This is a genomic window from Bacteroidia bacterium (genome assembly GCA_041391665.1).
Taxonomy (GTDB): Bacteria; Bacteroidota; Bacteroidia; order J057; family J057; genus JAGQVA01.
Map to the genome: position 1 here is coordinate 732,796 of JAWKNO010000002.1, position 22,866 is coordinate 755,661.

A 22,866-nucleotide genomic window follows, 5' to 3' on the forward strand; every position below is an offset into this window, starting at 1 on the left:
TATATTTCGGAAACCAACAGGATTTTTTTTAATAAAAATGCAAAAACTCTTTGGCTTTGTTAGGATATTTATCTGATTTCTCACTTTTCCTCTCATCTTCTCTATTTCAGTACAAACACCTATATTTGCCACAATATTCCGGAACTCCTGTGATTTCTAACCGTAAAAAGATACAGAAGTTTCAGAAAAAATTGTAAGTTTGTTTTTGTTGTGGTCTAACCGCTAAAACCCTCGTCCATGAATCTGATAGACTATCTTTCCCACCATTCCCATATTTCTCAAGGGGAAAAATCTATAGTTAATAAAGTCCTGAACAACGAAAGAATCTCTGATGAAGATTGTCTGTTTCTGTATGAAAACAGCGATCTTTCTTTTCTGGGGATTCTGGCAAGCCATGTGCGCCATCGTAAACAGGGTAAAAAAACCTATTTCAACCGCAATTTTCATATAGAGCCTACGAATGTCTGTATTTACACTTGTTCTTTCTGCTCGTACTCCCGAAGAATCAAAAAGCGTGAAGACGGATGGGAGTTGTCGCTGGAAGAAATTATGCAAATAGTCAGGCGCTATGACGGCAAACCTGTTACCGAAGTGCATATTGTAGGTGGGGTACTGCCTCAGTATAACCTTCAGTTTTATGTGGATTTGTTCCGCAAAATTAAAGAACACCGCCCCGAACTGCATATCAAGGCGCTGACCCCGGTCGAATTCCACTATATATTTAAAAAAGCGAAAATCTCTTACCGGGAAGGATTGGAAACGCTCATCGCAGCAGGCCTGGATTCTATCCCCGGCGGTGGTGCCGAAATTTTTGATGAAGTGATCCGCGAAGAGATTGCCGGAGGAAAATGTACCTCTGCCGAATGGCTTGAACTTCACGAAATTGCACACCAATTGGGACTTCGTACCAATGCGACGATTCTGTATGGGCATATAGAGACCTTTGCGCATCGTGTCGATCATATGCGCCGCCTGCGAGAACTGCAAGACCGTACGGGTGGTTTCCAGACTTTCATTCCGCTCAAGTTTCGCAATCAAAACAATGAAATGTCTCACCTTCCGGAAGTTTCTGTAATCGAAGACCTTAGAAACTACGCAATCAGCCGGATTTATCTTGACAATTTTGACCATGTCAAGGCTTACTGGCCGATGATTGGCCGCAAGACCGCACAATTGGCATTGTCTTATGGCGTAGATGATATAGATGGAACAATCGATGATACCACCAAAATTTATTCTATGGCCGGAGCTGAAGACCAGAACCCTTCTATGTCTACCCCAGAGTTGATCGATCTGATTTTACGCGCAGGTTTTACTCCGATCGAAAGAGATACCCTTTATCACATCGTACACGACTATTCCGTTGAATCCTTCGAACAGGAGGCCGGTTACGCAGAAAAAGTATGAGCAAACTCACCCTCTATTTTGTCCGGCATGGGGAAACCGACTATAACCGGCAAGGCATTGTGCAGGGAAGTGGCATCGACTCCACTTTAAATGAGGAGGGGTTCTCTCAAGCCAAAGCCTTTTTTGACCATTACTATAGTACTGTGCGGTTTGATGGGATTTTTGCCAGTACACTCAGGCGTACGCACCAGACACTTTCTTTCTGGAAAGAACAGGGTTTTCAGATACAATCCCATGCCGGCCTGAATGAGCTCAACTGGGGGATTCATGAAGGGAAAAAACCTTCCGTCGAACAAAACCGCGATTTCCGTCAAATCCTTCATAAATGGGCTGAAGGCGACTTTACGCAAAGAGCCGCCGGGGGAGAATCTCCACTTGAAGCATGGGATCGGGCTTTTCCTTTGTTTGACATGCTAAGGCAGCAGTATATGGATCAAACCCTGCTTCTTTGTTCGCATGGCAGACAGCTACGGGTAATATTGAGTAACCTTCTGGGAGAAGGGATGCAGCATATGGAAAAGTATAACCACCACAATACGGCACTTTCCATTGTTGAGATAAATGAAGCAGGTAAGGCGAACCTTATCCGGCTCAACGACACTACGCATTTGGAGAATTCAAAGCTTAATGTAGGATAACCACCATGATAGATGTAGCCCTCGTCGCTTATCTGAATACACGTCCATTTATGGACGGATTTGAGGCCCTGATTTCCGAGAAGGAAGCTTGTTTTCATCTTTATCCGCCCGCTGCTTGTGCGGATGCACTTTTTGAAAAGAAATGCCAGATTGCACTTATTCCGGTTGGTTCACTCCCTCGCTTTCATCGTCTGTCAATCATGCCCAACTACTGTCTGGGCGCCAATGGACCGGTTGAATCAGTGTTTCTTTTTTCACAACGCCCGGTAGATAAATTGGACACAATTCTGCTGGATCCACATTCCAATACTTCCAATGGACTGGTGCAGATTCTGATGCGTTATCACTGGAAACATACAGTAAACTTCGTAATGCCCGACCAAAAACATTTTGACCTGATTGATGGAAATGTTGGCGGCGTTATCATTGGCGATAAGGCATTACATGTACGCAATCACTACAGATATGCCTATGACCTTTCCGGCGAATGGCAGAAAATGACGGGCCTTCCCTTTGCGTTTGCCGTTTGGGCGTATTATCCCGGACAGGTGCCCGCTCAGTTTTTACAGAAAATGAATGACGCTATGCGTTGGGGTGTCCACCGGCTGGAAGCTTGTGCGGAAAGATGGGCCGCTGCCTATAAAGTATCCTTGCCGGAAGCAACCCGTTATCTGACCGAATCACTAAACTTCCGGTTTGATGCACCCAAACACCGTGCGGTAGAATTGTATTATCAGGCCCTTCGCAACCTGTCGGTATCTGAGCCACAAGTGCTCAATCAATAATTCCGTTTTTGTAGGCAAATACAACCAGTCCCGCCGTATTTCGCGCACCTATTTTTTGAAGCATGCTGGTCCTGTAGCCTTCTACTGTCCGTACGCTGATGGCGAGTTTGTCTGAAATTTCGCGGTTTGTATACTCCTTGCAGATAAGTTCCAATATTTCCTGTTCTCTTTCAGAAAGCTCTACCTCACTATTGAAAGATGGTGTGATGCGTTTTTTGGTTAGCAATCCTTTCAACATGATGCGGGAAATGCGGTCATTGAAATAGAATCCATTTTCCATGACGGAGTAAATGGCGGTTTCAACTTCCTCCGGCTCCGAGTTTTTATTGAGAAACCCGTGAATTCCCTTTTCCATCATATGCAGGATGAAATCTTCTTTGTCGTACCCCGAAAGTGCGATGAGCCGAATGGCAGGATATTCGTTTCTGATAATCTCCGCTGCCTCAATTCCATCCATGACAGGCATTTTGAGATCCAGTAGGATAATGTCTGGTTTTGCCTCAGGAATCGCCTTTAAGAGCGAATTTCCGTTGCTGGCCTGTAAGACGATTTCAAATTCAGGGTTTTCTTCTAAAAGCGTAGACAGGCCTATTCTGAATAAGTTATGATCATCTGCCGTACCAATTTTTATTTTTGACATATAGTCATTTTAATTCCCCGGCATAAGATAGTAATTTGCCAACTATTAATTACCGTGAAATTTATATCTGGAGGTGATTTATGGTGTTTAAGGACAATTCTACAATCAATCTCGTCGGAGCAGGTCTTGCCGGATCGCTGATGGCTGTATATCTCGCCCAAAAAGGATTTAGCGTCAATGTCTATGAACGCAGGCCGGATATGCGGAAAAAAGAAGCGGAGGGAGGGCGTTCTATCAACCTTGCGTTATCTGTTCGGGGCATTCATGCCCTGACGGAAACGGGAATGGATGCCGAGGTTATGAAAATGGCGATTCCTATGTATGGACGGATGATTCACGATGAAACCGGCGATCAGACTTTCCAGGCGTATAGTCGTGACCGGAAAAGCTGTATCTATTCTGTTTCGCGGGCAGAACTCAACAAGTCGCTGATGACAAGGGCGGAGTCTTATGACAACGTCAATTTCCATTTTGGAAAGATCTGTGAAGAAATGGATTTCGCATCAGGCAAACTTACGCTGAAAGATATCGAATCCGGGGAAAAACTGGTTGCGCCCGGTGATATTACCCTGGCTTGTGATGGTGCATTTTCTGCCGTAAGATATGATATGCAAAAAACCCCCAGATTTGATTTTTCTCAGTCTTATCTGGCACATGGTTATAAAGAGCTGACGATACCGCCCGGCCCCGGCGGCTCTTTCCTTTTGGAAAAACACGCCCTGCATATTTGGCCAAGAGGCAACTTTATGATGATTGCTCTCCCAAACCCGGATGGCTCATTTACCTGTACCTTGTTTTTTCCGTTCGAGGGAAAAAATAGCTTTGCCAATCTACAGACGAAAGAAGCCGTTCAGGTATTTTTTGATCAGCACTTCTCCGATGCAGTCCCTTTGATTCCTGATCTGATAGATGATTTTTTCACAAACCCTACCAGTTCGTTAGTTACGATTCGTTGTTATCCCTGGATATCAGGTCAAGTTGCGCTGCTGGGGGATGCGGCTCATGCAATTGTTCCATTTTTTGGGCAGGGTATGAATGCCGCATTTGAAGATTGTACGGTTTTAAGTGAGTGCATTGATCAGTATGGCCCAGACTGGGGGAAAATATTCGAAGTCTATCAGGAAAAACGAAAAGTCAATGCCGATGCGATTGCAGATATGGCCCTGGAAAATTTTGTGGAAATGCGGGATACGGTAGCAGATGAAAAGTTCTTATTTCGAAAAAAAGTAGAGCATTTGCTTGGACAGAATTTTGGCCCATATTTTTCCCGATACGAACTGGTTTCATTCAGCAGAGTACCTTATGCCGAAGCTTATCGCCGTGGGCAGATCAATCTTGAAATTCTCGAAAAGCTTATAGATGGACTGACAGATCTGGACGAAATTGATTATAAGCTGGCCGGGCAGCTCATCAATGAGCGGCTGGGCGCAGATTTTTCAATCCCCGGATTTTCGTAAGATTCTATGGCTATGACGCTCCGTCTTTGAGTTTTGCAGCATTTTCCGCTAATCGGAGCTGCTCGATCAATTGGCCAATATCGCCATCAAGGATGCCAGCCAGATTGTAAATTGTCAGACCAATTCGGTGATCAGTTACCCTTCCCTGTGGGAAGTTGTAGGTGCGGATTTTTTCACTGCGGTCTCCGCTACCGACCATCGAGCGGCGAAGCTGGTCCTCTTCCAGTTTTCGTTTGTCCATTTCGAGTTTGTACACACGGGCGCGAAGGATCCGCATGGCTTTCTCAAAATTTTTCAGCTGAGATTTTTCATCCTGCATAGAAACCCTTACGCCCGTAGGTTTATGGGTAAGAACAACTGCCGAGTAAGTAGTATTTACGGACTGTCCACCAGGACCCGATGCAGTTTTGGTTTCTTTAATAATATCATTTTCGTGGATTTCCACGTCAAAGTCTTCTGCTTCAGGCATGATAGCTACCGTAGCAGCAGAAGTGTGGATTCTCCCCTGTGCTTCCGTTTTGGGTACACGTTGTACCCTGTGGACGCCAGATTCAAATTTTAGCAGGCCATAGGCATCTTCTCCACTGATCGTGGCTATCGCTTCTTTATAGCCACCTTGTGAGCCGTCCTGTAGGCTGTTGATCTCAAATTTGAGTCCCTGGTGTTCACAATAGCGCTGATACATCCGAAAAAGATCTCCTACAAAAAGGCTGGCTTCGTCACCTCCTGTCCCAGCACTCACTTCGAGCACAACGTTTTTGGAGTCATTGGGATCTCTGGGGATAAGCAAAAACTTGATTTCTTCCTCAATTTGCTCTTTTTCAGGGAGTAAACCTGATAACTCTTCTTTGGCGAGGTCTTTCATCTCCTCGTCTTTTTCGTTATTGATGATGTCTTTGCAGTTTGTAATATTGCTTAGGACAGAGCGATATGCATGGGTTTTGAGGACTATTTTTTCCAACTCTTTGTATTCGATATTCAGCGCTTTATAGCGTTTCATATCAGCAATTACTTCCGGATCAATAATTTCCTGCTTTACTTCTTCAAAGCGGGCTTCAATTTGTGCAAGTTTTTCGAGCATGTCCTGTAAATTTCTCTTTAGCTAAAGCGATTATTCGCCAATGCGGTACAAATTTACCGCATTTTTTTGCAACAAGTAAAGGTATTCCCCTTTTAGTTTTAAATCTGTGACAAGCACTTTATTGGGGGCATTGATTGTGTAGTACTGGCCGGTAAGCATATTTTCGAGATATATATTTTTCTGATCAAAGCATAACAAGGTATTGCCTGCCAGGTGGAATTTTTTCCAGGGAAAATCTGTCTGTGGTTTCCTTGTGGTTCGGTAGCTTCCAAAGTTATCAAAGACCATAATTTCTCCGGCGATCGTATCGCTTACAAATACATAATTCTTTTCATTTACCTGTACGTCAACCGGAGCTTTCAACACTCCCTGCCCATAATCCAGTCCGCCGAAAGACAACTGAAGACCTCCGGAGGGGTAAAATACATAAATTTTATTGTCCAGCTGATTGAGGACAAACTGTGTACCATCAACACTTATATCAAAATTGACTGGGTAAATATCAGTTTCTTCTCTAAAACCTTGCTGAGAAGTTACGGGCTGGAGGAAATTGAACTCACCTGCCAGTTTAAAATTGGTATTCAAGAGGATAATGCGCCGTTCGACATCATCCAGCAGGTAAAGATTTTGTCGGTTTTTGACCGACATTTTTACCGGGTGCAGGAAACCTTCATTGCGAAAACTTTTACCACCAATCACTATTGCAGAATCGTAGCCAGTATTTCGAAATAATTTATACAACTGACTTTGATCTGTATCAAGCAGGAGGATATTTCCTTCACTATCCACTTCTATGGATTCGCAGGCCGATGCGGTGGTTATCGTTGTAACGGAATCCAGGCGAAACCCCTGTGCCTGGGCAAAAAATATTGGGTGAAGGGCAAAAAAAATCCACAGTAACCGGAATAACTTATTCATACTGTGGTAAAATTTGATGTTGAAATAAGGGGAAAATATCCAGATGCAAACCTGTTTCGCTTACTTCGAGGAAGGAAAAATATTGAATCCAGTCTCCGAGCATAACCAGTTCGCTGCCAGGTGCAATTTCATCCCGAATGAGAATATGCCTGTGTCCAAAAACAAATACCTGAATATCAGGCATTTGTTTTAAAATTTCATGGGCATGTATGTACAGATACTCTTTATTTCCATGATGGAATACCTCTTTGCCTTGCGTGTCTCCATAATTATGATTTCTGCTGAGAGAGGAGAAAAATCGGGCAAGTCCGATACCATAGTCAGGGTGGAGCCGGGTGAAAAGCCATTGGTTGACTCGACTGGTAAAAACCTTTTTCATCCATTTATACCCCGCGTCTCCGGGCCCCAGTCCATCGCCGTGGGCGAGGTAAAACTTCTTCCCGTAAATCTCGCGAATTACCGGCTCGCTGTACACCTTTGCGCCGATTTCTTTTACCAGATAGTCTCTGTACCAGAGATCGTGGTTTCCTGTGAAAATATGGATGAGCACTCCATTGTCGGCCATTGTGGCAAGCTGCCCTAACACACGCACAAAACCTTTTGGGATGGCATATTTGTATTCATACCAGAAATCAAATATATCCCCCAAAAGGTAAAGCTCAGTGGTCTGGCTTTCAATGGTTTTTAGCCAGTCAACAAAATGTTTTTCACGAATCAGACTTGATCCATGGTCGGGAGCACCCAGATGCAGATCAGAGACAAAGTATATGTTATTTCGTCTTATCAATGGCTTTTGGATTCGTCTTCCAGTTCCAGACGATTTTCCTCAGGCGATTCTTCGTGGTTATTGATTTTCCCGTTGTTTGAAGGCTGATCAACTTTGGATTCCGTCGTATCTTCTTCAAAAGCCAGCGGGTTATATTCTTTGAAGGGTCGCTCTCCGATAAGCGTTGTCAGGTCTTCTTTGAAGAGTACTTCCTTGCGGAGAAGTTCCTGAGCAATGGCTTCCAGATCGTCTTTATGGTCAAGCAGCAACTTTTTTGTGCGTTCGTAGGCCAGATCAATGATCTGTTTTACTTCTTCGTCGATCAATTTAGCTGTAGCTTCAGAATAAGGTTTGGTAAAACTGTATTCCCCGTCTTCTTTGAAGGATACCTGGCCGACTTTCGGGTTCATTCCATAACGTGTGACCATAGCATAGGCCGTGGCTGTTATTTTTTCCAGGTCATTGAGTGCACCGGTGGATACTTCTCCAAAAACCACTTCTTCTGCAGCGCGCCCGCCAAGGGTCATACACATGGTATCAATCAGTTCATTGTAGGTGCGGAGATATTGCTCTTTGGGGAGATATTGTGCATAGCCAAGTGCAGCCAGGCCACGAGGTACAATAGAAACTTTCACGAGTGGGTGAGCATGTTCCAGATACCATCCGGAAACGGCGTGGCCAGCTTCGTGGTAGGCGACAATTTTTTTCTCTTCAGGGGAGATAATTTTGTTTTTCTTTTCAAGGCCGCCGATCACCCGGTCCACAGCGTCCTGGAAGTCATCCATTTCGACGGCTTTTTTGTTTTTTCTTGCGGCGATCAGAGCAGCTTCATTGCAGACGTTCATAATATCTGCACCCACAAATCCCGGAGTTTGGGAAGCCAGTCGTTTGATATTTACTTCATCAGACAGGGTGAGTTTTTTCAGGTGGACTTTAAAGATAGCCTCACGGCCTTTGATATCGGGGAGATCTACGCCAATCTGGCGGTCGAAACGACCGGCACGTAAAAGCGCCGGGTCAAGTACGTCAGGACGATTGGTTGCCGCCATGAGGATTACACCCGTATCGCTGCCAAAACCATCCATTTCTACGAGCAATTGATTGAGGGTATTTTCCCGCTCGTCGTTTCCGCCGGTTACATTCATTCTTCCCCGGCTTCTTCCCACGGCATCAATTTCGTCGATGAATATGATACAAGGTGCTTTTTCTTTTGCCTGCTTAAACAGGTCGCGAACACGGGCGGCACCTACTCCCACAAACATTTCCACAAAGTCAGAACCACTCAGTGAGAAGAAGGGAACTTTTGCTTCACCCGCAACAGCTTTTGCCAGGAGGGTTTTACCTGTTCCGGGAGGGCCTACGAGGAGGACTCCTTTTGGAATATGGCCACCCAGTTTGGTGAATTTTTGAGGATTTTTAAGAAACTCTACAACTTCCTGGACCTCCTCTTTGGCTTCTTCAAGGCCGGCAACATCATTAAAGGTTACATTGACCTTATTTTCCTTGTCGTACAGGTTTGCTTTACTTTTGCCAATGTTAAAAATCTGGCCTCCGGCGCCGCCTGCACCTACTCTCCGCATAAAAAAGAACCAGAGTGCGACAAGAATAGCGATAGGGATTAAAAACTGAATAACGTCTCCCCATTCAGTCCTTTCTACATAAGTATGTGGAATTTTATTTTCCACAAGGTAGTTATCAGTTGCTTCTGCCGAACCTCGTTTCATATAGTACTGAGGTCCGTTTGGATTCATTTTCAGATCTGAATCCTTTTGATCTTTCTGCATTTGCTTTTTACCTTCCGGGGTAAGATAGACCTGAACATCTGTCCCATTGATGACCTCTACGCGTTCGACAAGGCCTTCATTGTTGAGTGTTTCAAATTTGGTTATCGATATTTCCTCGGGACCAGTTTGATTTCCAACCATATACATGACCAGAATGAAAAAGGCCAGTACAACAATGTATATCCAATAAATATTATTGTTGGGCTTTGGGTTTCTGTTTCTGTCAGTCGGATTTTGATTATCTGCCATATAAATTTTCCGTTCGGGGAATTTTGGTTTTAGCTTTTAGTCAGTCAGAATGATTAACTTAAAATTAAGGGTATTTGTTGGCTAATCAACAGGTTTAGGTATCAAATCTTATACCTACCCGAAAGTACTGCCATTTTTTCTGCTTTTAAAAGCAAAATTTGCCAATAATGTTAAATTACTAGTCATACGTAGCTGAGATTACAGGGTTAACTCAATGAATCACCTGAATACGTTTGATTATTTTTTTACCTGACTCCTTTACCAATAGCATATAAACGCCTGGGAGCAGGTCTGGAACAGGGATTCTGATCGTATGTGTATTGGGCTGAAGTACAAAAGTCTGGGTGATTACATTTTGTCCATCACTGTTAAGTAACTGGAAGGTGTACGTCCCCGATGGTTTGCCTGTGAGCAGAATATTCATGTTTTCCTTGACGGGGTTTGGGTAAATGTTGATCCAATCTGCGTTTTCACTTTGTGATTCTTCCGCAGGAGGAGTGACGGTTCCTAGCCGGAAAGCGATACTGTCAAGCAGCGATATCCGCATATTGTCAAACCCTGTAGCGTTTCTGGATACCGGATATTCAGTTTCTCTGACATGAATGTTTGTACCTGGATTGTGGAGTAAGATTGCCGGATTTTTACCGTGTGAGATCATCCAGGTTTGATTTTGTGCGGTATAATATTTGAGAAAACTCCCTTCAGAAAGTGAGACGCCATAGGCGAGTGTCTTGTTGGCCATCAGATAGGGTATCCCGGTGGTTGGATACGAAAAATAGTTGTTTTGATCTTCTGACTGGGGGATAATAGCGGTTGTCTGGAGAATGCCAAGCCCGGGTTGTAAAAATAGATGGCTTTCTGCATCCGTCAGCGTGGCTGATCGTACCTGTTGCGGGGAAATGAGCCACGGACTGGCAAGTTGGCAGTCCTGTCCCATAAATGCGCCGATCGTTGCGGGCTCTAGAACTCTCGATAGCAGAAGGGGACCGTTTGTGCCGGATCGTAAAAATTCTGTGAGTGCGGCTGGGTCATTATGGGCAAATAGAAATTTATGTGAAGCCAGTATTTCTGCATTTTTCGCGGGATCATTTTCAAAAATTTCAGTTGTTCGCAAGACATTTACAATCGCTGCCCCTCTGGCTTCCAGCATTGCTTTTACGACTTGTGCATAGGAATCCGATTCGCCAGTGATAATGAGTATCTTATCGGAAGGATAGCCTGTACCGTAAATCAGGGTGTCCAGGAATCTTTCATTGCCGGAGAGATCTGTTCCTCCGCTGAACAGCAGGGTTTGATCGGCCATTTCTTCACCAATACCGGGAGTCAGCATGGTATGCATACCCTTAACTTCCCAACTAATAATGTTAAACTGATCCCCATCCAGCAACTGGATAAACCGCAGCGAATCTATGACAGGTTTTCCTGCATTCAGGGTGAAGTTGTCCGCACTTATGTCATTGAGCAATAGGACTGCAGCTCCTGTGCCATACACACGGCCATTGCCCATGCTGTCCACACAGAATGCGGTTTGTTCATCTATTCCCAGTCCAGAGATTACCTCCTTTTTTTCGACCCACCAACGCGCCATAAAAGCCAGCGTACGGCCAAATCTTCCTTTTTCGGAAAAGGAAGGATCGATTACATAACCTTCTGTCAGGGAAAAAAAATCATTTTTTAGCTGTATTCGTGCATCTCTGACGTCAGCCAAGGCTTCGGCACTTTCGATATTTCCATAAGCGCCTGTAAAGACCACATCTGATAAAAGTGCAGCTGCGTTTCCATTTGTACCTATCACTCCTCCTTGCTGAAACTTCGCTTCCACGGCTGAATCGAGTTTGGTATTTCTGAAAATGGTGTACATTTCCACAGGCGATTGTTCTTCAAACAACCAGAAATCATACAACATCAGCGAGTCGATGGTAGGTTTGTGATTGGCAAGAGCCGGAAATGAAATCGCAAAATAGCGCACTTTGGCGGCGCCCAGATCGATAAGATAATCTTCCTGATTTTCAGCTGTATAGCTTGTCCGAATAATCGCGACCTTATGATTGTGAGCCTGATTTATGGCCCATGCATAGGGGGCATCACTCCAGCCACCGGGATATATCAAACCTCCGCCGGCAATCATCAGCTTTCCCTGGGAGAAAGAGAGACAGAAACCGGAGATTAACCACAAAAAAGAGAATATATATTTGGCCATAGTCATTGGCGGAAAGTCAGAAGAAAAAAATAATATGAGCTGCAAAAATGGGAAAGATTCCCTCTTTTTACAATCACGTATCTGTTGTGCATGGGGTTGGTGCATGAAGGTAAAATTTCCGAACTTAAGGGTCAAACTAGTTTTATGTGCGGAAGATATACATTTACCCGGATACCAGATGCCGGTTCAGTCATTTACCCGGAGGGTATTCCGGTTGAAACAGGACCGCGTTACAATATTGCCCCCACTCAATATGCCCCGGTGATTCCCATGGATGATCCTTTACATACCTATTATTTCCGTTGGGGATTGATTCCCTACTGGGCAAAGGATATGTCTATCGGTCTTCGCACCATTAATGCCCGGGCGGAGACCCTGCTGGAAAAGCCTGCGTTTCGGGAGCCTGTAAGGCGAAGCCGGTGTCTGATACCTGCTGATGGGTTTTATGAATGGAAAAAAACCGGTACAGGTAAACAGCCCTACCGAATTGCGCTAAAGTCGGATGATATCTTTTATTTTGCCGGAATCAGTGATGAGTGGCAATCACCCGATGGTAAAAAAATTTATTCTTTTTCGATTATTACCACAGAACCCAATGAGCTGATGGCAGATATTCATAACCGGATGCCTGTGATCCTGAAGGGAGATGCGGAGAAAAAATGGCTGGATGTAAATGCAGATGTGGGCGAAGTTTTGACTTTGACCCGTCCCTATGATCACCGGCGGATGCAAGCTTACCCAGTCTCTGCACAGGTGGGAAATGTACGGATCGATCACGCAGGGCTTATTCAGCCGATTGTTCCTCCGCCTTTATTGTTTTGATAATTTACGAAACAAAAATTCCAATGGTATAAATATTGCCATTTGTATATAGGATGCATTTAATAAGCTTTTCTATGTGCAAAAATCTGCTATTTGTTAGTTTTGGGATATGGGTTGTGCTTTCGGGTTTGTCGGGTTGCCAGAAGATGGTGGAGCAATCTCCCGCGTTTGATCTTGATGAAGCGATCGGGCTTGCGATGGAAGAAGCGTCAGGTGGTGTAGGTTTGCAGGCATACATTCTTCCTGAAAGTGATGATTTTGCTTCCATTCCCCAGGATCCCCGCAATCCGATCAATGTGGCGAAGGTTGATTTGGGTAAAAAGCTTTTTCATGAAACCCGTTTAGGTATTCGCCCCAAATATACCGAGGGGATGTACACATATTCATGTGCGAGTTGTCATCACGTGGAGGCTGGATTTCAGGCAGGGATTCAGCAGGGAATCGGGGAAGGCGGTTTGGGCTTTGGCTATACGGGTGAAAAACGGATAGCGAATCCTATGTATCCGACTGACAGCTTGGATGTGCAGCCCGTAAGGTCGCCCTCCGCATTGAACATCGCCTACCAGACTAATGTGCTATGGAATGGGCAGTTTGGTGCCACACACGTCAATGAGGGTACGGAGAGCCGTTGGACAGACGGGACTCCCATTGCAGTCAATAAGCTGGGGTATGAGGGTACGGAAACCCAGGCTATTGCAGGTCTGACTGTGCACCGGATGGATCTTGATCAGGGGCTTATTTTCAGCACGGTGTATAAAGAATATTTTGATCATGCGTTTGCAGAAGTAGATTCCGTCGATCGCTATAGTAAAGAAAACGCCGGACTCGCGATCGCAGCCTATGAGCGCACCCTGCTTGCCAATCATTCTCCTTTCCAGCGGTGGCTGAAGGGGGAAAAGCGGGCGATGAGTGATTTTGAAAAACGTGGGGCGCTGCTTTTCTTTGGCGAAGCCAATTGCGTTTCCTGCCACAATGGCCCCGCTCTCAATTCCATGGAATTCTATGCGCTGGGAATGCGTGATATGGAAGGGCCCGGCACCTACGGTGGCGCCAGTTCGCAAAACCCGGCAAATCTGGGAAGGGGTGGTTTTACCGGCAAGCCTGAAGACAATTTTAAATTTAAAGTTCCTCAACTGTACAACCTGAAAGATTCTCCGTTTTATGGTCATGGCGGAACTTTCCACTCGGTAAGGGAAATCGTAGAATACAAAAATCGCGCAGTTTCAGAGAATCAAAACGTTCCTGCCTCACAGCTTGCACCAGGGTTCATTCCCCTTCACCTGACTGATGCTCAAATCAACCAGATTACCGGATTTCTGGAGCGCTCACTGTATGACCCACATCTTGACCGCTATGTTCCGGTAAGGATTCCATCAGGTTTTTGTTTTCCCAATAATGATGAATCATCACGGCATGATATGGGGTGCAATTAACAGGGAAAAATTTATGGTGTAGGTGAATTCACCGGTAAGTTTTACCTTTGCCCCCTGTGAAGTGGTACGAAAAACTGGAAACGCGGCTAAACGAATCTCCCCGGATCGTAGCCATTATTGTTGGCATTTGGTTGCTGATCAATATAGCGCAGGCTTACTTTACTGAACTTTTTCATGATGAAGCTTATTACTGGCTATATGGGCAGCATCTGGACTGGGGATATTTTGAACATGCGCCCATGATTGGGTTGTTGATACGGGCTGGTTCGGTCTTGTTTTCGGGAGAATGGGGCGTGCGGATGTTTCCGGTATTCATGGGCTCTGCTACGCTGGTTCTCACCTGGAAAATGACGGATCAGAAAAACCCGGCATTTTTTTTCACCCTGATATTTTCGATGGTGATGGTGCATGTCGGCGGATTTCTGGCTGTACCCGACGCTCCTTATATATTTTTCTCAGCCTTATTTTTGTTCCAATACAGGCGTTTTCTTCGCGATTCTTCCCTGACCAATACGCTTTTGCTGGCCATTGTGGTGACGATGTTGATTTACAGCAAATACCATGGGATTATGGTGCTTTTTTTTACGCTGTTATCCAATTTCAAATTGTTGAAAAACTGGCGTTTCTGGTTAATTGTGGCGATCAGTACGGTTTTGTTTATTCCTCATCTGCATTGGCTGGTGGAAAATGATTTTGGCACTTTTCGCTATCATCTCCTGCAGCGACCCAAGGGTCATTTTCCATTCGAGACCTTTTTAAACTATTTGCTGGGACAGGTTCTTTTTGCCGGTCCGCTTATGGGGATTCCCGTGATATTGGGGGCAATCTTATACAAGACAGAAAATGAATTTGAGCGTACGCTAAAGTTTGTATTTGTCGGTATCACCGGTATTTTGTTGCTATTCAGTATCAATAGCTGGATTGAAGCCAACTGGGCAGCGGGGGCTTATATTCCCGGAATGATTCTGGCATACCAATATCTGGAGAGAAGCGCAAAAGGTAAAAGATGGGTATGGCGTCTGGCGGTGCCGGGGCTGTTTTTGTTCGTTTTTTTACGCATTTACCTTGCGTTTAATATTGTCCCGGAATTGAGGCAGTTTCGGCGGGAATTTCACGGTTGGGATGAATGGGCGCAGGAGATTGCGGCATTGGCACATGGCAATCCAGTTGTGTTTACAGATACGTACCAGCTGCCATCCAAATATGCGTTTTATACGGGTGGCAATGTTACCCACGCGCTGAATACATTTACGTATCACACCAACAGCTTTGACCTTTGGGGAGGAGAAGCGGCTGTACAGGGGAAAACCGTACTATTTGTTTCGAATACGGCGGTGAATGGCTGTGATTCTTTGGTCACCCGATACGGAGATAAATTTTACTACCGGACAGAAGAAAATTTTCAGGTATTCCGAAATCTTCGGATAGAGCCTGTCTCAGTTCCTGAAACATGGAAAAGGGGGGGAACCTTTCGGATGTCGGTCAGAATCTATAATGAATACGATCACCCGGTAAAACTTGATGGTAATCAGGATACGCCCATTTACCTGACATCATTGTTTTACGTGGGGAAAAAATTCAGTCGTTTTGATAAGAATACGCAACGGCTGGCAGGAGAGATTTTACCTGGAGAATATATGGCGGCTTATGTCGATATTACTATGCCGGATAAGCCCGGTAAGTACCGGTATATACTGACCCTGATGTATGAATGGTATTATGCTTCTTCCAATGGGTCGTGGATGGAGGTGGAAGTGGAATAATCACATAAACCCCAGTTCGAGCATGGCTTCTTCCGACATCATTTCCTTGGTCCATGGGGGTTCGAAGGTGATTTCAATTTCCGCTTCTGAAATTCCTTGAATGCCCATCGTTTTTTCTTTAATTTCTTCGGGAAGCATTTCTGCTGCAGGGCATGCAGGAGCGGTTAACGTCATTAGAATATGTGCCTTGCCTTCGTCGCTGATATTCACATCATAGATAAGCCCAAGCTCCCAGATATTGACAGGGATTTCGGGATCATAGACGGTCTTAATGACTTCGATAACGTTATCTTTGAGCGCTGCTTTGTTCATAGCAATTTTCCAGATCTTAGTTGGGATTCTTCATTGAAAAGGCAAGGGCATAATTTTTCATTTGTTTGATCATCGCATTCAACCCGTTGGAGCGGGTAGGGGAGAGATGCTCGCGCATTCCGATACGGTCAATAAACTCAAGTTTTGCGTTCAGGATTGTTTGGGGAGGTTGTTGGGAAAGTACCCGCATCAGCATGGCAATCAACCCTTTTGTGATGATGGCATCACTGTCTGCCCGAAAGGTTATCATATCATCATCCATTTCCGCCCTGAGCCATACCTGCGACTGGCACCCATGCACAATAAAATCAGGGGTTTTGTCTGATTCCGGAAGACCGGGCAGATTTTGTCCCATTTCAATGATATATTCGTATTTGTCCAGCCATTCTTCGAAAAGGCTGAATTCATCTACAATCTCTTCTTCTATTTCCTGAATTGGTCTTGTCATAATCTAAAACATACGTTTTACCCGGATAATCCCTTCCGCCAACCGGTCAATTTCTTCTCTGGTATTGTAGAAAGCAAATGAAGCTCTTATTGTTCCGGGTATTCCGAGCCTGTGCATGAGGGGTTGTGTACAGTGGTGGCCGGTTCTGACAGCAATACCCAACTGGTCGAGGATGGTACCTGCGTCGTAAGGATGGATATTGCCAATCTGAAAGGATATGACACTGGCTTTTTCTCTGGCCGTACCAATGATGCGAAGGTCGGGGATGTTGCTCAGTACCTCTGTACCATAACGCAACAGTTCGTGTTCCCACGCAGCAATATTTTCAATTCCCAGAGAATTCATATACTGAATACCTGCACCCAGGCCGATCCCGCCGGAAATATCAGGTGTGCCTGCTTCAAACTTGTGAGGAAGGTCATTGTATTCGGTTTTTTCAAAACGCACGACCTTGATCATATCTCCGCCTCCCATATAAGGGGGCATATCGTTGAGCCATTTTTCTTTTCCGTACAAGATGCCAATACCTGTAGGGGAAAACATTTTATGTCCTGAAAAAGCAAAAAAATCCACATCCAGCGCCTGAACATCCACCTTCATATGCGGCACTGCCTGTGCGCCGTCAAGCATGACAGGTATACCCTTCTGATGGGCGAGACGAATGATTTCCTCTACAGGATTGACCGTACCGAGCGCATTGGAAACATACACCACGGATACCAGTCGGGTTCGGTCTGAAAGGAGGTTTTCATAGGCCTCCATATCAAGTTCCCCTGCTTCGTTGATGGGTATGATCTTCAGGATTGCACCGGTCTGCTCACAGAGAATTTGCCAGGGTACAATATTGGAATGATGTTCGAGGGTGGAAATAATGATTTCATCCCCTGCTTTTACATATTTTCTACCAAAAGCACTGGCGACCAGATTAATGGATTCTGTGGTTCCCCGGGTGAATATCACTTCATGGGCATGAGCCGCATGAATAAAGTCGCGGACAAGATGGCGCGCATTTTCATACTCATCGGTCGCCTGTTGGCTCAGGAAATGAACCCCGCGGTGGATATTGCTGTTTTCTGCCCGGTAATAGTGATTAAGTCTTTCAATTACCTGGACAGGCTTTTGGGAAGTAGCAGCATTGTCAAAATAAACCAGCGGTTTGCCGTGCACATTCTGATGAAGGGCCGGAAAATCCTGACGAATTTTTTCAATATCGAGGGATTGTATAAAACCGTTGGGTTGAAGGATACTCATAATCAATGATGCTTCTATTCGAAGCGGTTATCAATCAGTGAAGCGATAAAATCGGTAATGGGTTCTATAGAAATATTTTCCACCACTTCCATCATAAAGGCATGTACCAGCATCAGACGGGCTTTATCAACAGGGATACCGCGCGCCTGGAGGTAAAACATCGCATCATCATCGAGGCGACCGGTTGTCGCCCCATGCGAACATTTTACATCGTCTGCATAAATTTCAAGCTGGGGTTTGGTGAAAATATTGGCCGTATCGGACAAAAGGATATTTCGGTTTGACTGAAACGCATTGGTTTTTTGCGCGTCCCTGTGGACATGAATTTTTCCATTAAAAACACCCGTAGCTTTTTCCGAGATGATCCCTTTGTACAATTCGTTGCTATAGCAATTGGGGGCGATATGGTCAACCTGCGTATGATTGTCTACGTGTTGAAAGCCTGACAAAAGATAGGCGCCCATAAGGATGGACTCACTGTTGGAGCCGCCGAGTTTAATATTGAGATTATTGCGGATCAATTGCCCCCCCAGAGTAACGGTAAAGGTAGAGAACCGGCTGTCGGCTTCCTGATACACTTCTGTGCGGGTGATGCGGGAAGTATGATCCTCATCCATCTGAAGCTGAATGTACTCAGCAGAAGCATTGGCTGCGACCCTGATTTCTGTGACACTGTTGGCAAATGCGGGTGTATTTCCGATACAGTGGTGGGTTTCCAGGATTTTTACCTGCGCATTTTTTTCAATGAGGAACAGGTTGCGGGTTTGATAAGCCGAGGGCTGTTCGCCCAAAGTCTGGATATGCAGAAGATGAACCGGAACTTTTGCTATTTTCCCCTGAGGAACGAGGATCATGGTTCCATCCGTAGCGTAGGCCGTATTCATCGCCGTAAAGAAATCCGTTTCCGAATCTGCAAGTGTGCCGAAATGCGTTTCAAAAAGCGCTTTTTCGGATTCGCTGAGTGCTGTCAACGGAGAAACTTTGACTGAATCTCCGTTGAGAGAAACAGAAGAAAGGCCCGCGTGAAACTTCCCGTTGACAAAGACAAACACGTCCGCTTCCAGGCCTGGTATAAGGTAAGGATCAACGGTGTCGACCTGAGCATCAGATGCCTGCTGGTAGTCAACAGATACAATCGGCTTAAGATTGGTATATTTCCAGGCTTCGTATTTCCGGGTAGGAATTTCCAGACCCGGCAAAACTTCCTCAGCCCGGTTTTTGGCAGGGTGATTGGCCGATAAGCCGGTGGAGGGATTCTTCCGGAATACAGACAGGAAGGAATCTTTGGGAGAGTCTTTGGTTATTGTCTGACTTGTCATTGATTTTCGATTAACCGACTGCAACTTCAGCTTTGATCCAGTCATAGCCTTTTTCTTCGAGTTCGAGGGCAAGTTCTTTGCCTCCGGTTTTGACAATTTTGCCATTTACCATTACGTGTACAACGTCAGGTACGATATAATCGAGCAGACGCTGGTAGTGGGTGATGACGAGGAAAGCATTTTTTTCGCTGCGGAGCTTATTTACGGCTCCGGCGACGATTCGCAGGGCATCGATATCGAGACCAGAGTCTGTTTCATCGAGGATGGCGAGAGAAGGTTCGAGCATAGCCATCTGGAAGATTTCATTGCGTTTTTTCTCACCACCGGAGAAACCCTCATTGACGGAGCGTTTGGTAAGGCTGGCGTCGAGTTCGACAATTTTTTTCTTCTCATTCATCAGCTTGAGGAAGTCCCCGGCGCTGACAGGATCGAGGCCGCGGTATTCGCGGACGGAGTTGAGGGAGGTACGGAGGAAATTGACCATACTTACCCCAGGGATCTCGACAGGGTATTGGAAAGCGAGGAAAAGGCCTTCGCCTGCGCGCTCGTCAGCTTCCATATCGAGGAGATTTTTCCCATTGAAAGTGACTTCCCCACCTTCTACTTCGTAGTCTTCTTTGCCTGCGAGTACAGAAGCGAGCGTACTTTTGCCCGAGCCATTGGGGCCCATGATGGCGTGTACTTCACCCGGTTTGATTTCGAGAGAGAAACCTTTGAGTATTTGTTTGCCTTCTACAGAGGCGTTGAGATTATGAATTTTTAACATGATCGTTGATTCTGAAAAATTTACCCTACACTACCTTCGAGACTGATGGACAATAGTTTTTGTGCTTCGACGGCAAACTCCATGGGGAGTTGGTTGAGCACTTCTTTGGCGTAGCCATTGACGATAAGGGCGACTGCCTTTTCTGTATTAATACCACGCTGGTTGCAGTAAAATATCTGATCTTCTCCGATTTTGGAGGTAGTGGCTTCGTGTTCTACCGTACCGGATTTGTTGCCGACTTCGATATAGGGAAAAGTGTGAGCGCCACACTGGTCGCCGATCAGAAGCGAGTCGCACTGGGAGAAGTTGCGGGCATTTTGTGCACCTTTCATTATTTTGACAAGGCCGCGGTAACTATTGTTGCTATGGCCTGCGGAAATCCCTTTAGATACAATCAGGCTTCGGGTATTTTTGCCGATATGGGTCATTTTGGTACCGGTGTCAGCCTGCTGGCGTCCATTGGTAACGGCTACGGAGTAAAATTCCCCTTCGGAGTGATCTCCTTTAAGGACAACGGAAGGGTATTTCCAGGTGATGGCGGAGCCGGTTTCTACCTGAGTCCAGGATATTTTGGAGCGAATACCTTCGCAGATGCCGCGTTTGGTAACAAAGTTGTAAATCCCGCCCGCACCCGTTTCGGGGTCTCCGGGGTACCAGTTTTGTACGGTGGAGTATTTGATCTCTGCGTGGTCGAAGGCAACGAGTTCTACGACAGCAGCATGGAGCTGATTTTCGTCGCGTTTGGGCGCGGTACACCCTTCGAGATAGCTGACATAGCTACCTTCTTCAGCGACGATGAGCGTTCTTTCAAACTGGCCAGTATTCTGCTCATTGATCCGGAAATAGGTAGAAAGCTCCATGGGGCAGCGCACACCTTTGGGGATATAGACAAAAGACCCGTCGGTGAATACTGCCGCGTTGAGGGCTGCGTAATAGTTGTCGGTATAAGGTACCACCGAGCCCATATACTTGCGAATCAGATCAGGGTATTCGTGGACGGCTTCACTGAAGGAGCAGAAAATGATACCCAGTTCTTTGAGTTTTTCTTTATAAGTTGTTTTAACCGAGACACTGTCTATGACAGCGTCAACGGCGACTCCTGAGAGCACTTTTTGTTCGTAAAGCGGAATACCGAGCTTTTCAAATGTTTTGAGAAGTTCAGGATCGACTTCATCGAGGCTGTTGAGTTTAGGCTTTTGTTTAGGTGCTGCGTAGTAGTGAATATTTTGGAAGTCAATGGGAGGATAGTGAATATGCGCCCATTTGGGTTCTGCCATTTTGAGCCAGTGGTTATACGCTTTGAGGCGGTAGGCGAGCATAAATTCCGGCTCATTTTTTTTGGAAGAAATGAGCCGGATAATATCTTCATTGAGGCCTTTAGGGGCCAGATCAGACTCGATATCGGTAACCCAACCGTATTTATATTTCTGGCCGGTGACTTCCTGAATGAGTTTTTCATCATCAGACAGGTCCTGCACAGGGGTGAACTTTTCGTCCGTCATCCTTAAATTTATTTAGACTTAATCTAAGTAGGTAACCAAAATAAAAGCGTATTGTTTAAGAAATACGCTTAAAAGCTTCCGCAAAAGTACGATTTATCTGCCAATGGTAAAAGAAAAAAACCGATCCTTTGTGGGGATCGGTTTTGTAACTACCAAAAGCTTTATTATGAAGAAAAGTGTTCTGTTTAGTTGTGTATACTCACAAAATACTCTTCTGTTGTCGTACGGAAAATAACCTCTGCGAGTTTTGGAAAAAGCCCTGCAAAACGTGTAGAAATATCGGCAAAAATTATGCTTGTATAACTAAATTGCCTAATCTTATCATTGTATTACAATAAGCTTTTCTGTAGAGAACCGGCATCCTTTGTAGGAGGTCGGGTATCACATTTTGATACTATTTTTCAATATATGCAACTGGTCATCGGTGGATTTGCCCATTGCGGCAGGTTTTTCGTGATGGTATAGGAATCGCATGCTACAGGAATGGGAAAAAAAATGACAGAGAAGCTAAAAGTATTACAGATAATCTTTGACGGAGCTATCCAGTCATGGGAAATTCCGGCTTTGCGCGGCGCAATTTCTGCGAAGGTGGGGGAGCAATCGGTATTGTTTCACAACCATAAGGAGACCGGGTACCCGTTGATTCAGTACAAATGCATCCGCAATCGCCCTGCGTTGGTATGTATTGGCGAGGGTTTGGATGAGATTCATCATTTTTTTTCGCAGCAGGACTGGTCGGTCGAAATCAGCGGACGGCGACTTCCGATGAAGATTTTGGACATAAGCCTGAATGGGTATGTCATGCAGGTCTGGGACCGCGGGTTTGAATACCAGATTCAGAACTGGATTGCCCTTAATCAGGAGGCGCACCGCGTGTTTATGGGGATGAAAAGACCTTCAGACCAGATTCCTTTTCTCGAAAAGAAGTTGACGGGGAATATCCTGTCAATGGCCAAGGGTATTGGCTGGTATGTGGATAAGCCCATTGAAACATCGATCACAAAGTTGTCGGAACCCTTTAAAGTCAGGGTAAAAGGGGTAGGGGTTCTCGCCTTTCACGCCAGGTTTCGCACCAATGTGTTTTTGCCCAATGGTATCGGGCTGGGAAAAAATGTAAGTTTTGGGTTTGGGACGGTGAATGAATTGAATACGCAGAACAAGGGTATTGTTACTTAGAACGGTAGAATAAGGGTTAATAGAATTGAGGCCAGATTGTAATCTTGCCCTACTGTTCGTGCCGATGGGTGGTTGGACATATTTGCTACTGACATTTGATGCCTCCGGAATCGCTGCGGAGGTGGAAAAAATATTGAAATCATCGGTTT

At 45.3% G+C, this 22,866-nt stretch carries 20 protein-coding genes; 8 read left to right on the forward strand and 12 right to left on the reverse strand.

Annotated elements, in window-relative coordinates; genetic code table 11:
* The first annotated feature begins 237 nt into the window (after positions 1 to 237).
* The 3 genes from mqnE to R3D00_14675 are packed head-to-tail and all read left to right on the forward strand — an operon-like array spanning position 238 to position 2,830.
* A complete protein-coding gene (gene mqnE, locus R3D00_14665; protein MEZ4774425.1) occupies positions 238 to 1,407 on the forward strand; it encodes an aminofutalosine synthase MqnE in 1,170 nt (389 codons plus the stop codon).
* A complete protein-coding gene (locus R3D00_14670) occupies positions 1,404 to 2,045 on the forward strand; it encodes a histidine phosphatase family protein (GenBank protein ID MEZ4774426.1) in 642 nt (213 codons plus the stop codon). Before mqnE ends, R3D00_14670 begins: the two co-directional genes overlap by 4 nt.
* A 5-nt stretch (positions 2,046 to 2,050) precedes the next feature.
* The gene (locus tag R3D00_14675) at positions 2,051 to 2,830 is read left to right on the forward strand and encodes a menaquinone biosynthesis protein (GenBank protein ID MEZ4774427.1); all 780 of its coding nucleotides are present in this window, start codon (positions 2,051 to 2,053) and stop codon (positions 2,828 to 2,830) included.
* Here R3D00_14675 and R3D00_14680 read toward each other — a convergent pair.
* Positions 2,820 to 3,470 (reverse strand): response regulator transcription factor, encoded by a 651-nt coding sequence (locus R3D00_14680; protein MEZ4774428.1) that lies wholly within the window; start codon positions 3,468 to 3,470, stop codon positions 2,820 to 2,822. The genes R3D00_14675 and R3D00_14680 overlap by 11 nt on opposite strands.
* An 80-nt stretch (positions 3,471 to 3,550) precedes the next feature.
* Between R3D00_14680 and R3D00_14685 the strand changes: the two genes are divergently transcribed.
* A complete protein-coding gene (locus R3D00_14685) occupies positions 3,551 to 4,927 on the forward strand; it encodes an NAD(P)/FAD-dependent oxidoreductase (protein ID MEZ4774429.1) in 1,377 nt (458 codons plus the stop codon).
* 10 nt (positions 4,928 to 4,937) lie between these two features.
* On the opposite strand, the gene prfA is transcribed toward R3D00_14685, so the two are convergent.
* The 5 genes from prfA to R3D00_14710 all read right to left on the reverse strand — a co-directional run bounded on the left by prfA (position 4,938) and on the right by R3D00_14710 (position 11,925).
* Positions 4,938 to 6,008 carry a peptide chain release factor 1 gene (prfA, locus tag R3D00_14690; protein ID MEZ4774430.1) on the reverse strand — a complete coding sequence of 357 codons (1,071 nt, stop codon included), beginning with the start codon at positions 6,006 to 6,008 and terminating at the stop codon, positions 4,938 to 4,940.
* Between the two features lie 30 nt (positions 6,009 to 6,038).
* The gene (locus R3D00_14695; protein ID MEZ4774431.1) at positions 6,039 to 6,926 is read right to left on the reverse strand and encodes a hypothetical protein; all 888 of its coding nucleotides are present in this window, start codon (positions 6,924 to 6,926) and stop codon (positions 6,039 to 6,041) included.
* Positions 6,919 to 7,713: a UDP-2,3-diacylglucosamine diphosphatase gene (locus R3D00_14700; protein MEZ4774432.1), complete on the reverse strand. Its 795-nt coding sequence runs from the start codon at positions 7,711 to 7,713 to the stop codon at positions 6,919 to 6,921. Before R3D00_14700 ends, R3D00_14695 begins: the two co-directional genes overlap by 8 nt.
* A complete protein-coding gene (gene ftsH / locus R3D00_14705; protein MEZ4774433.1) occupies positions 7,710 to 9,725 on the reverse strand; it encodes an ATP-dependent zinc metalloprotease FtsH in 2,016 nt (671 codons plus the stop codon). The genes R3D00_14700 and ftsH overlap by 4 nt, the downstream gene beginning before the upstream one ends.
* Before the next feature lie 211 nt (positions 9,726 to 9,936).
* Positions 9,937 to 11,925, reverse strand: a complete 1,989-nt coding sequence (locus tag R3D00_14710) for a T9SS type A sorting domain-containing protein (protein MEZ4774434.1) — start codon at positions 11,923 to 11,925, stop codon at positions 9,937 to 9,939.
* A gap of 144 nt (positions 11,926 to 12,069) precedes the next feature.
* Here R3D00_14710 and R3D00_14715 point away from each other — a divergent pair, with 144 nt between their 5' ends.
* The 3 genes from R3D00_14715 (at position 12,070) to R3D00_14725 (ending at position 15,943) form a co-directional block, all read left to right on the forward strand.
* On the forward strand, positions 12,070 to 12,747 hold the full coding sequence (locus R3D00_14715) for an SOS response-associated peptidase (GenBank protein MEZ4774435.1): 678 nt from the start codon (positions 12,070 to 12,072) through the stop codon (positions 12,745 to 12,747).
* A 74-nt stretch (positions 12,748 to 12,821) separates the two neighbouring features.
* Positions 12,822 to 14,180: a cytochrome c peroxidase gene (locus R3D00_14720; GenBank protein MEZ4774436.1), complete on the forward strand. Its 1,359-nt coding sequence runs from the start codon at positions 12,822 to 12,824 to the stop codon at positions 14,178 to 14,180.
* Between the two features lie 56 nt (positions 14,181 to 14,236).
* Complete coding sequence (locus R3D00_14725) at positions 14,237 to 15,943, forward strand: glycosyltransferase family 39 protein (protein MEZ4774437.1); 1,707 nt, start codon at positions 14,237 to 14,239, stop codon at positions 15,941 to 15,943.
* Here the strand turns inward: R3D00_14725 and R3D00_14730 are convergent, their stop codons facing one another.
* Genes R3D00_14730 through sufB form a run of 6 tightly spaced genes read right to left on the reverse strand, consistent with a single transcriptional unit; the run spans position 15,944 to position 21,508 of the window.
* Positions 15,944 to 16,255, reverse strand: coding sequence for a DUF59 domain-containing protein (locus R3D00_14730; GenBank protein ID MEZ4774438.1), 312 nt, complete (start codon positions 16,253 to 16,255; stop codon positions 15,944 to 15,946).
* A 16-nt stretch (positions 16,256 to 16,271) separates the two neighbouring features.
* The gene (locus R3D00_14735; protein ID MEZ4774439.1) at positions 16,272 to 16,703 is read right to left on the reverse strand and encodes a SufE family protein; all 432 of its coding nucleotides are present in this window, start codon (positions 16,701 to 16,703) and stop codon (positions 16,272 to 16,274) included.
* 3 nt (positions 16,704 to 16,706) lie between these two features.
* Complete coding sequence (locus R3D00_14740; GenBank protein MEZ4774440.1) at positions 16,707 to 17,954, reverse strand: cysteine desulfurase; 1,248 nt, start codon at positions 17,952 to 17,954, stop codon at positions 16,707 to 16,709.
* Positions 17,955 to 17,968: 14 nt separating this feature from the next.
* Positions 17,969 to 19,273: a Fe-S cluster assembly protein SufD gene (gene sufD / locus R3D00_14745; GenBank protein ID MEZ4774441.1), complete on the reverse strand. Its 1,305-nt coding sequence runs from the start codon at positions 19,271 to 19,273 to the stop codon at positions 17,969 to 17,971.
* A gap of 10 nt (positions 19,274 to 19,283) precedes the next feature.
* Positions 19,284 to 20,039, reverse strand: coding sequence for a Fe-S cluster assembly ATPase SufC (sufC, locus tag R3D00_14750; protein ID MEZ4774442.1), 756 nt, complete (start codon positions 20,037 to 20,039; stop codon positions 19,284 to 19,286).
* A gap of 20 nt (positions 20,040 to 20,059) precedes the next feature.
* The gene (gene sufB, locus R3D00_14755) at positions 20,060 to 21,508 is read right to left on the reverse strand and encodes a Fe-S cluster assembly protein SufB (protein MEZ4774443.1); all 1,449 of its coding nucleotides are present in this window, start codon (positions 21,506 to 21,508) and stop codon (positions 20,060 to 20,062) included.
* Positions 21,509 to 22,036: 528 nt separating this feature from the next.
* Between sufB and R3D00_14760 the strand changes: the two genes are divergently transcribed.
* The gene (locus tag R3D00_14760) at positions 22,037 to 22,717 is read left to right on the forward strand and encodes a CRISPR-associated endonuclease Cas6 (protein MEZ4774444.1); all 681 of its coding nucleotides are present in this window, start codon (positions 22,037 to 22,039) and stop codon (positions 22,715 to 22,717) included.
* Positions 22,718 to 22,866 lie beyond the last annotated feature (149 nt).

Excerpts from the sequence above, each read along its gene's own strand:
- mqnE (MEZ4774425.1), top strand. The coding sequence starts at position 238 with ATGAATCTGATAGACTATCTTTCCCACCATTCCCATATTTCTCAAGGG.
- R3D00_14670 (MEZ4774426.1), top strand. The coding sequence starts at position 1,404 with ATGAGCAAACTCACCCTCTATTTTGTCCGGCATGGGGAAACCGACTAT.
- R3D00_14675 (MEZ4774427.1), top strand. The coding sequence starts at position 2,051 with ATGATAGATGTAGCCCTCGTCGCTTATCTGAATACACGTCCATTTATG.
- R3D00_14680 (MEZ4774428.1), bottom strand. The coding sequence starts at position 3,470 with ATGTCAAAAATAAAAATTGGTACGGCAGATGATCATAACTTATTCAGA.
- R3D00_14685 (MEZ4774429.1), top strand. The coding sequence starts at position 3,551 with ATGGTGTTTAAGGACAATTCTACAATCAATCTCGTCGGAGCAGGTCTT.
- prfA (MEZ4774430.1), bottom strand. The coding sequence starts at position 6,008 with ATGCTCGAAAAACTTGCACAAATTGAAGCCCGCTTTGAAGAAGTAAAG.
- R3D00_14695 (MEZ4774431.1), bottom strand. The coding sequence starts at position 6,926 with ATGAATAAGTTATTCCGGTTACTGTGGATTTTTTTTGCCCTTCACCCA.
- ftsH (MEZ4774433.1), bottom strand. The coding sequence starts at position 9,725 with ATGGCAGATAATCAAAATCCGACTGACAGAAACAGAAACCCAAAGCCC.
- R3D00_14710 (MEZ4774434.1), bottom strand. The coding sequence starts at position 11,925 with ATGGCCAAATATATATTCTCTTTTTTGTGGTTAATCTCCGGTTTCTGT.
- R3D00_14715 (MEZ4774435.1), top strand. The coding sequence starts at position 12,070 with ATGTGCGGAAGATATACATTTACCCGGATACCAGATGCCGGTTCAGTC.
- R3D00_14720 (MEZ4774436.1), top strand. The coding sequence starts at position 12,822 with ATGTGCAAAAATCTGCTATTTGTTAGTTTTGGGATATGGGTTGTGCTT.
- R3D00_14730 (MEZ4774438.1), bottom strand. The coding sequence starts at position 16,255 with ATGAACAAAGCAGCGCTCAAAGATAACGTTATCGAAGTCATTAAGACC.
- R3D00_14735 (MEZ4774439.1), bottom strand. The coding sequence starts at position 16,703 with ATGACAAGACCAATTCAGGAAATAGAAGAAGAGATTGTAGATGAATTC.
- R3D00_14740 (MEZ4774440.1), bottom strand. The coding sequence starts at position 17,954 with ATGAGTATCCTTCAACCCAACGGTTTTATACAATCCCTCGATATTGAA.
- sufD (MEZ4774441.1), bottom strand. The coding sequence starts at position 19,273 with ATGACAAGTCAGACAATAACCAAAGACTCTCCCAAAGATTCCTTCCTG.
- sufC (MEZ4774442.1), bottom strand. The coding sequence starts at position 20,039 with ATGTTAAAAATTCATAATCTCAACGCCTCTGTAGAAGGCAAACAAATA.
- R3D00_14760 (MEZ4774444.1), top strand. The coding sequence starts at position 22,037 with ATGACAGAGAAGCTAAAAGTATTACAGATAATCTTTGACGGAGCTATC.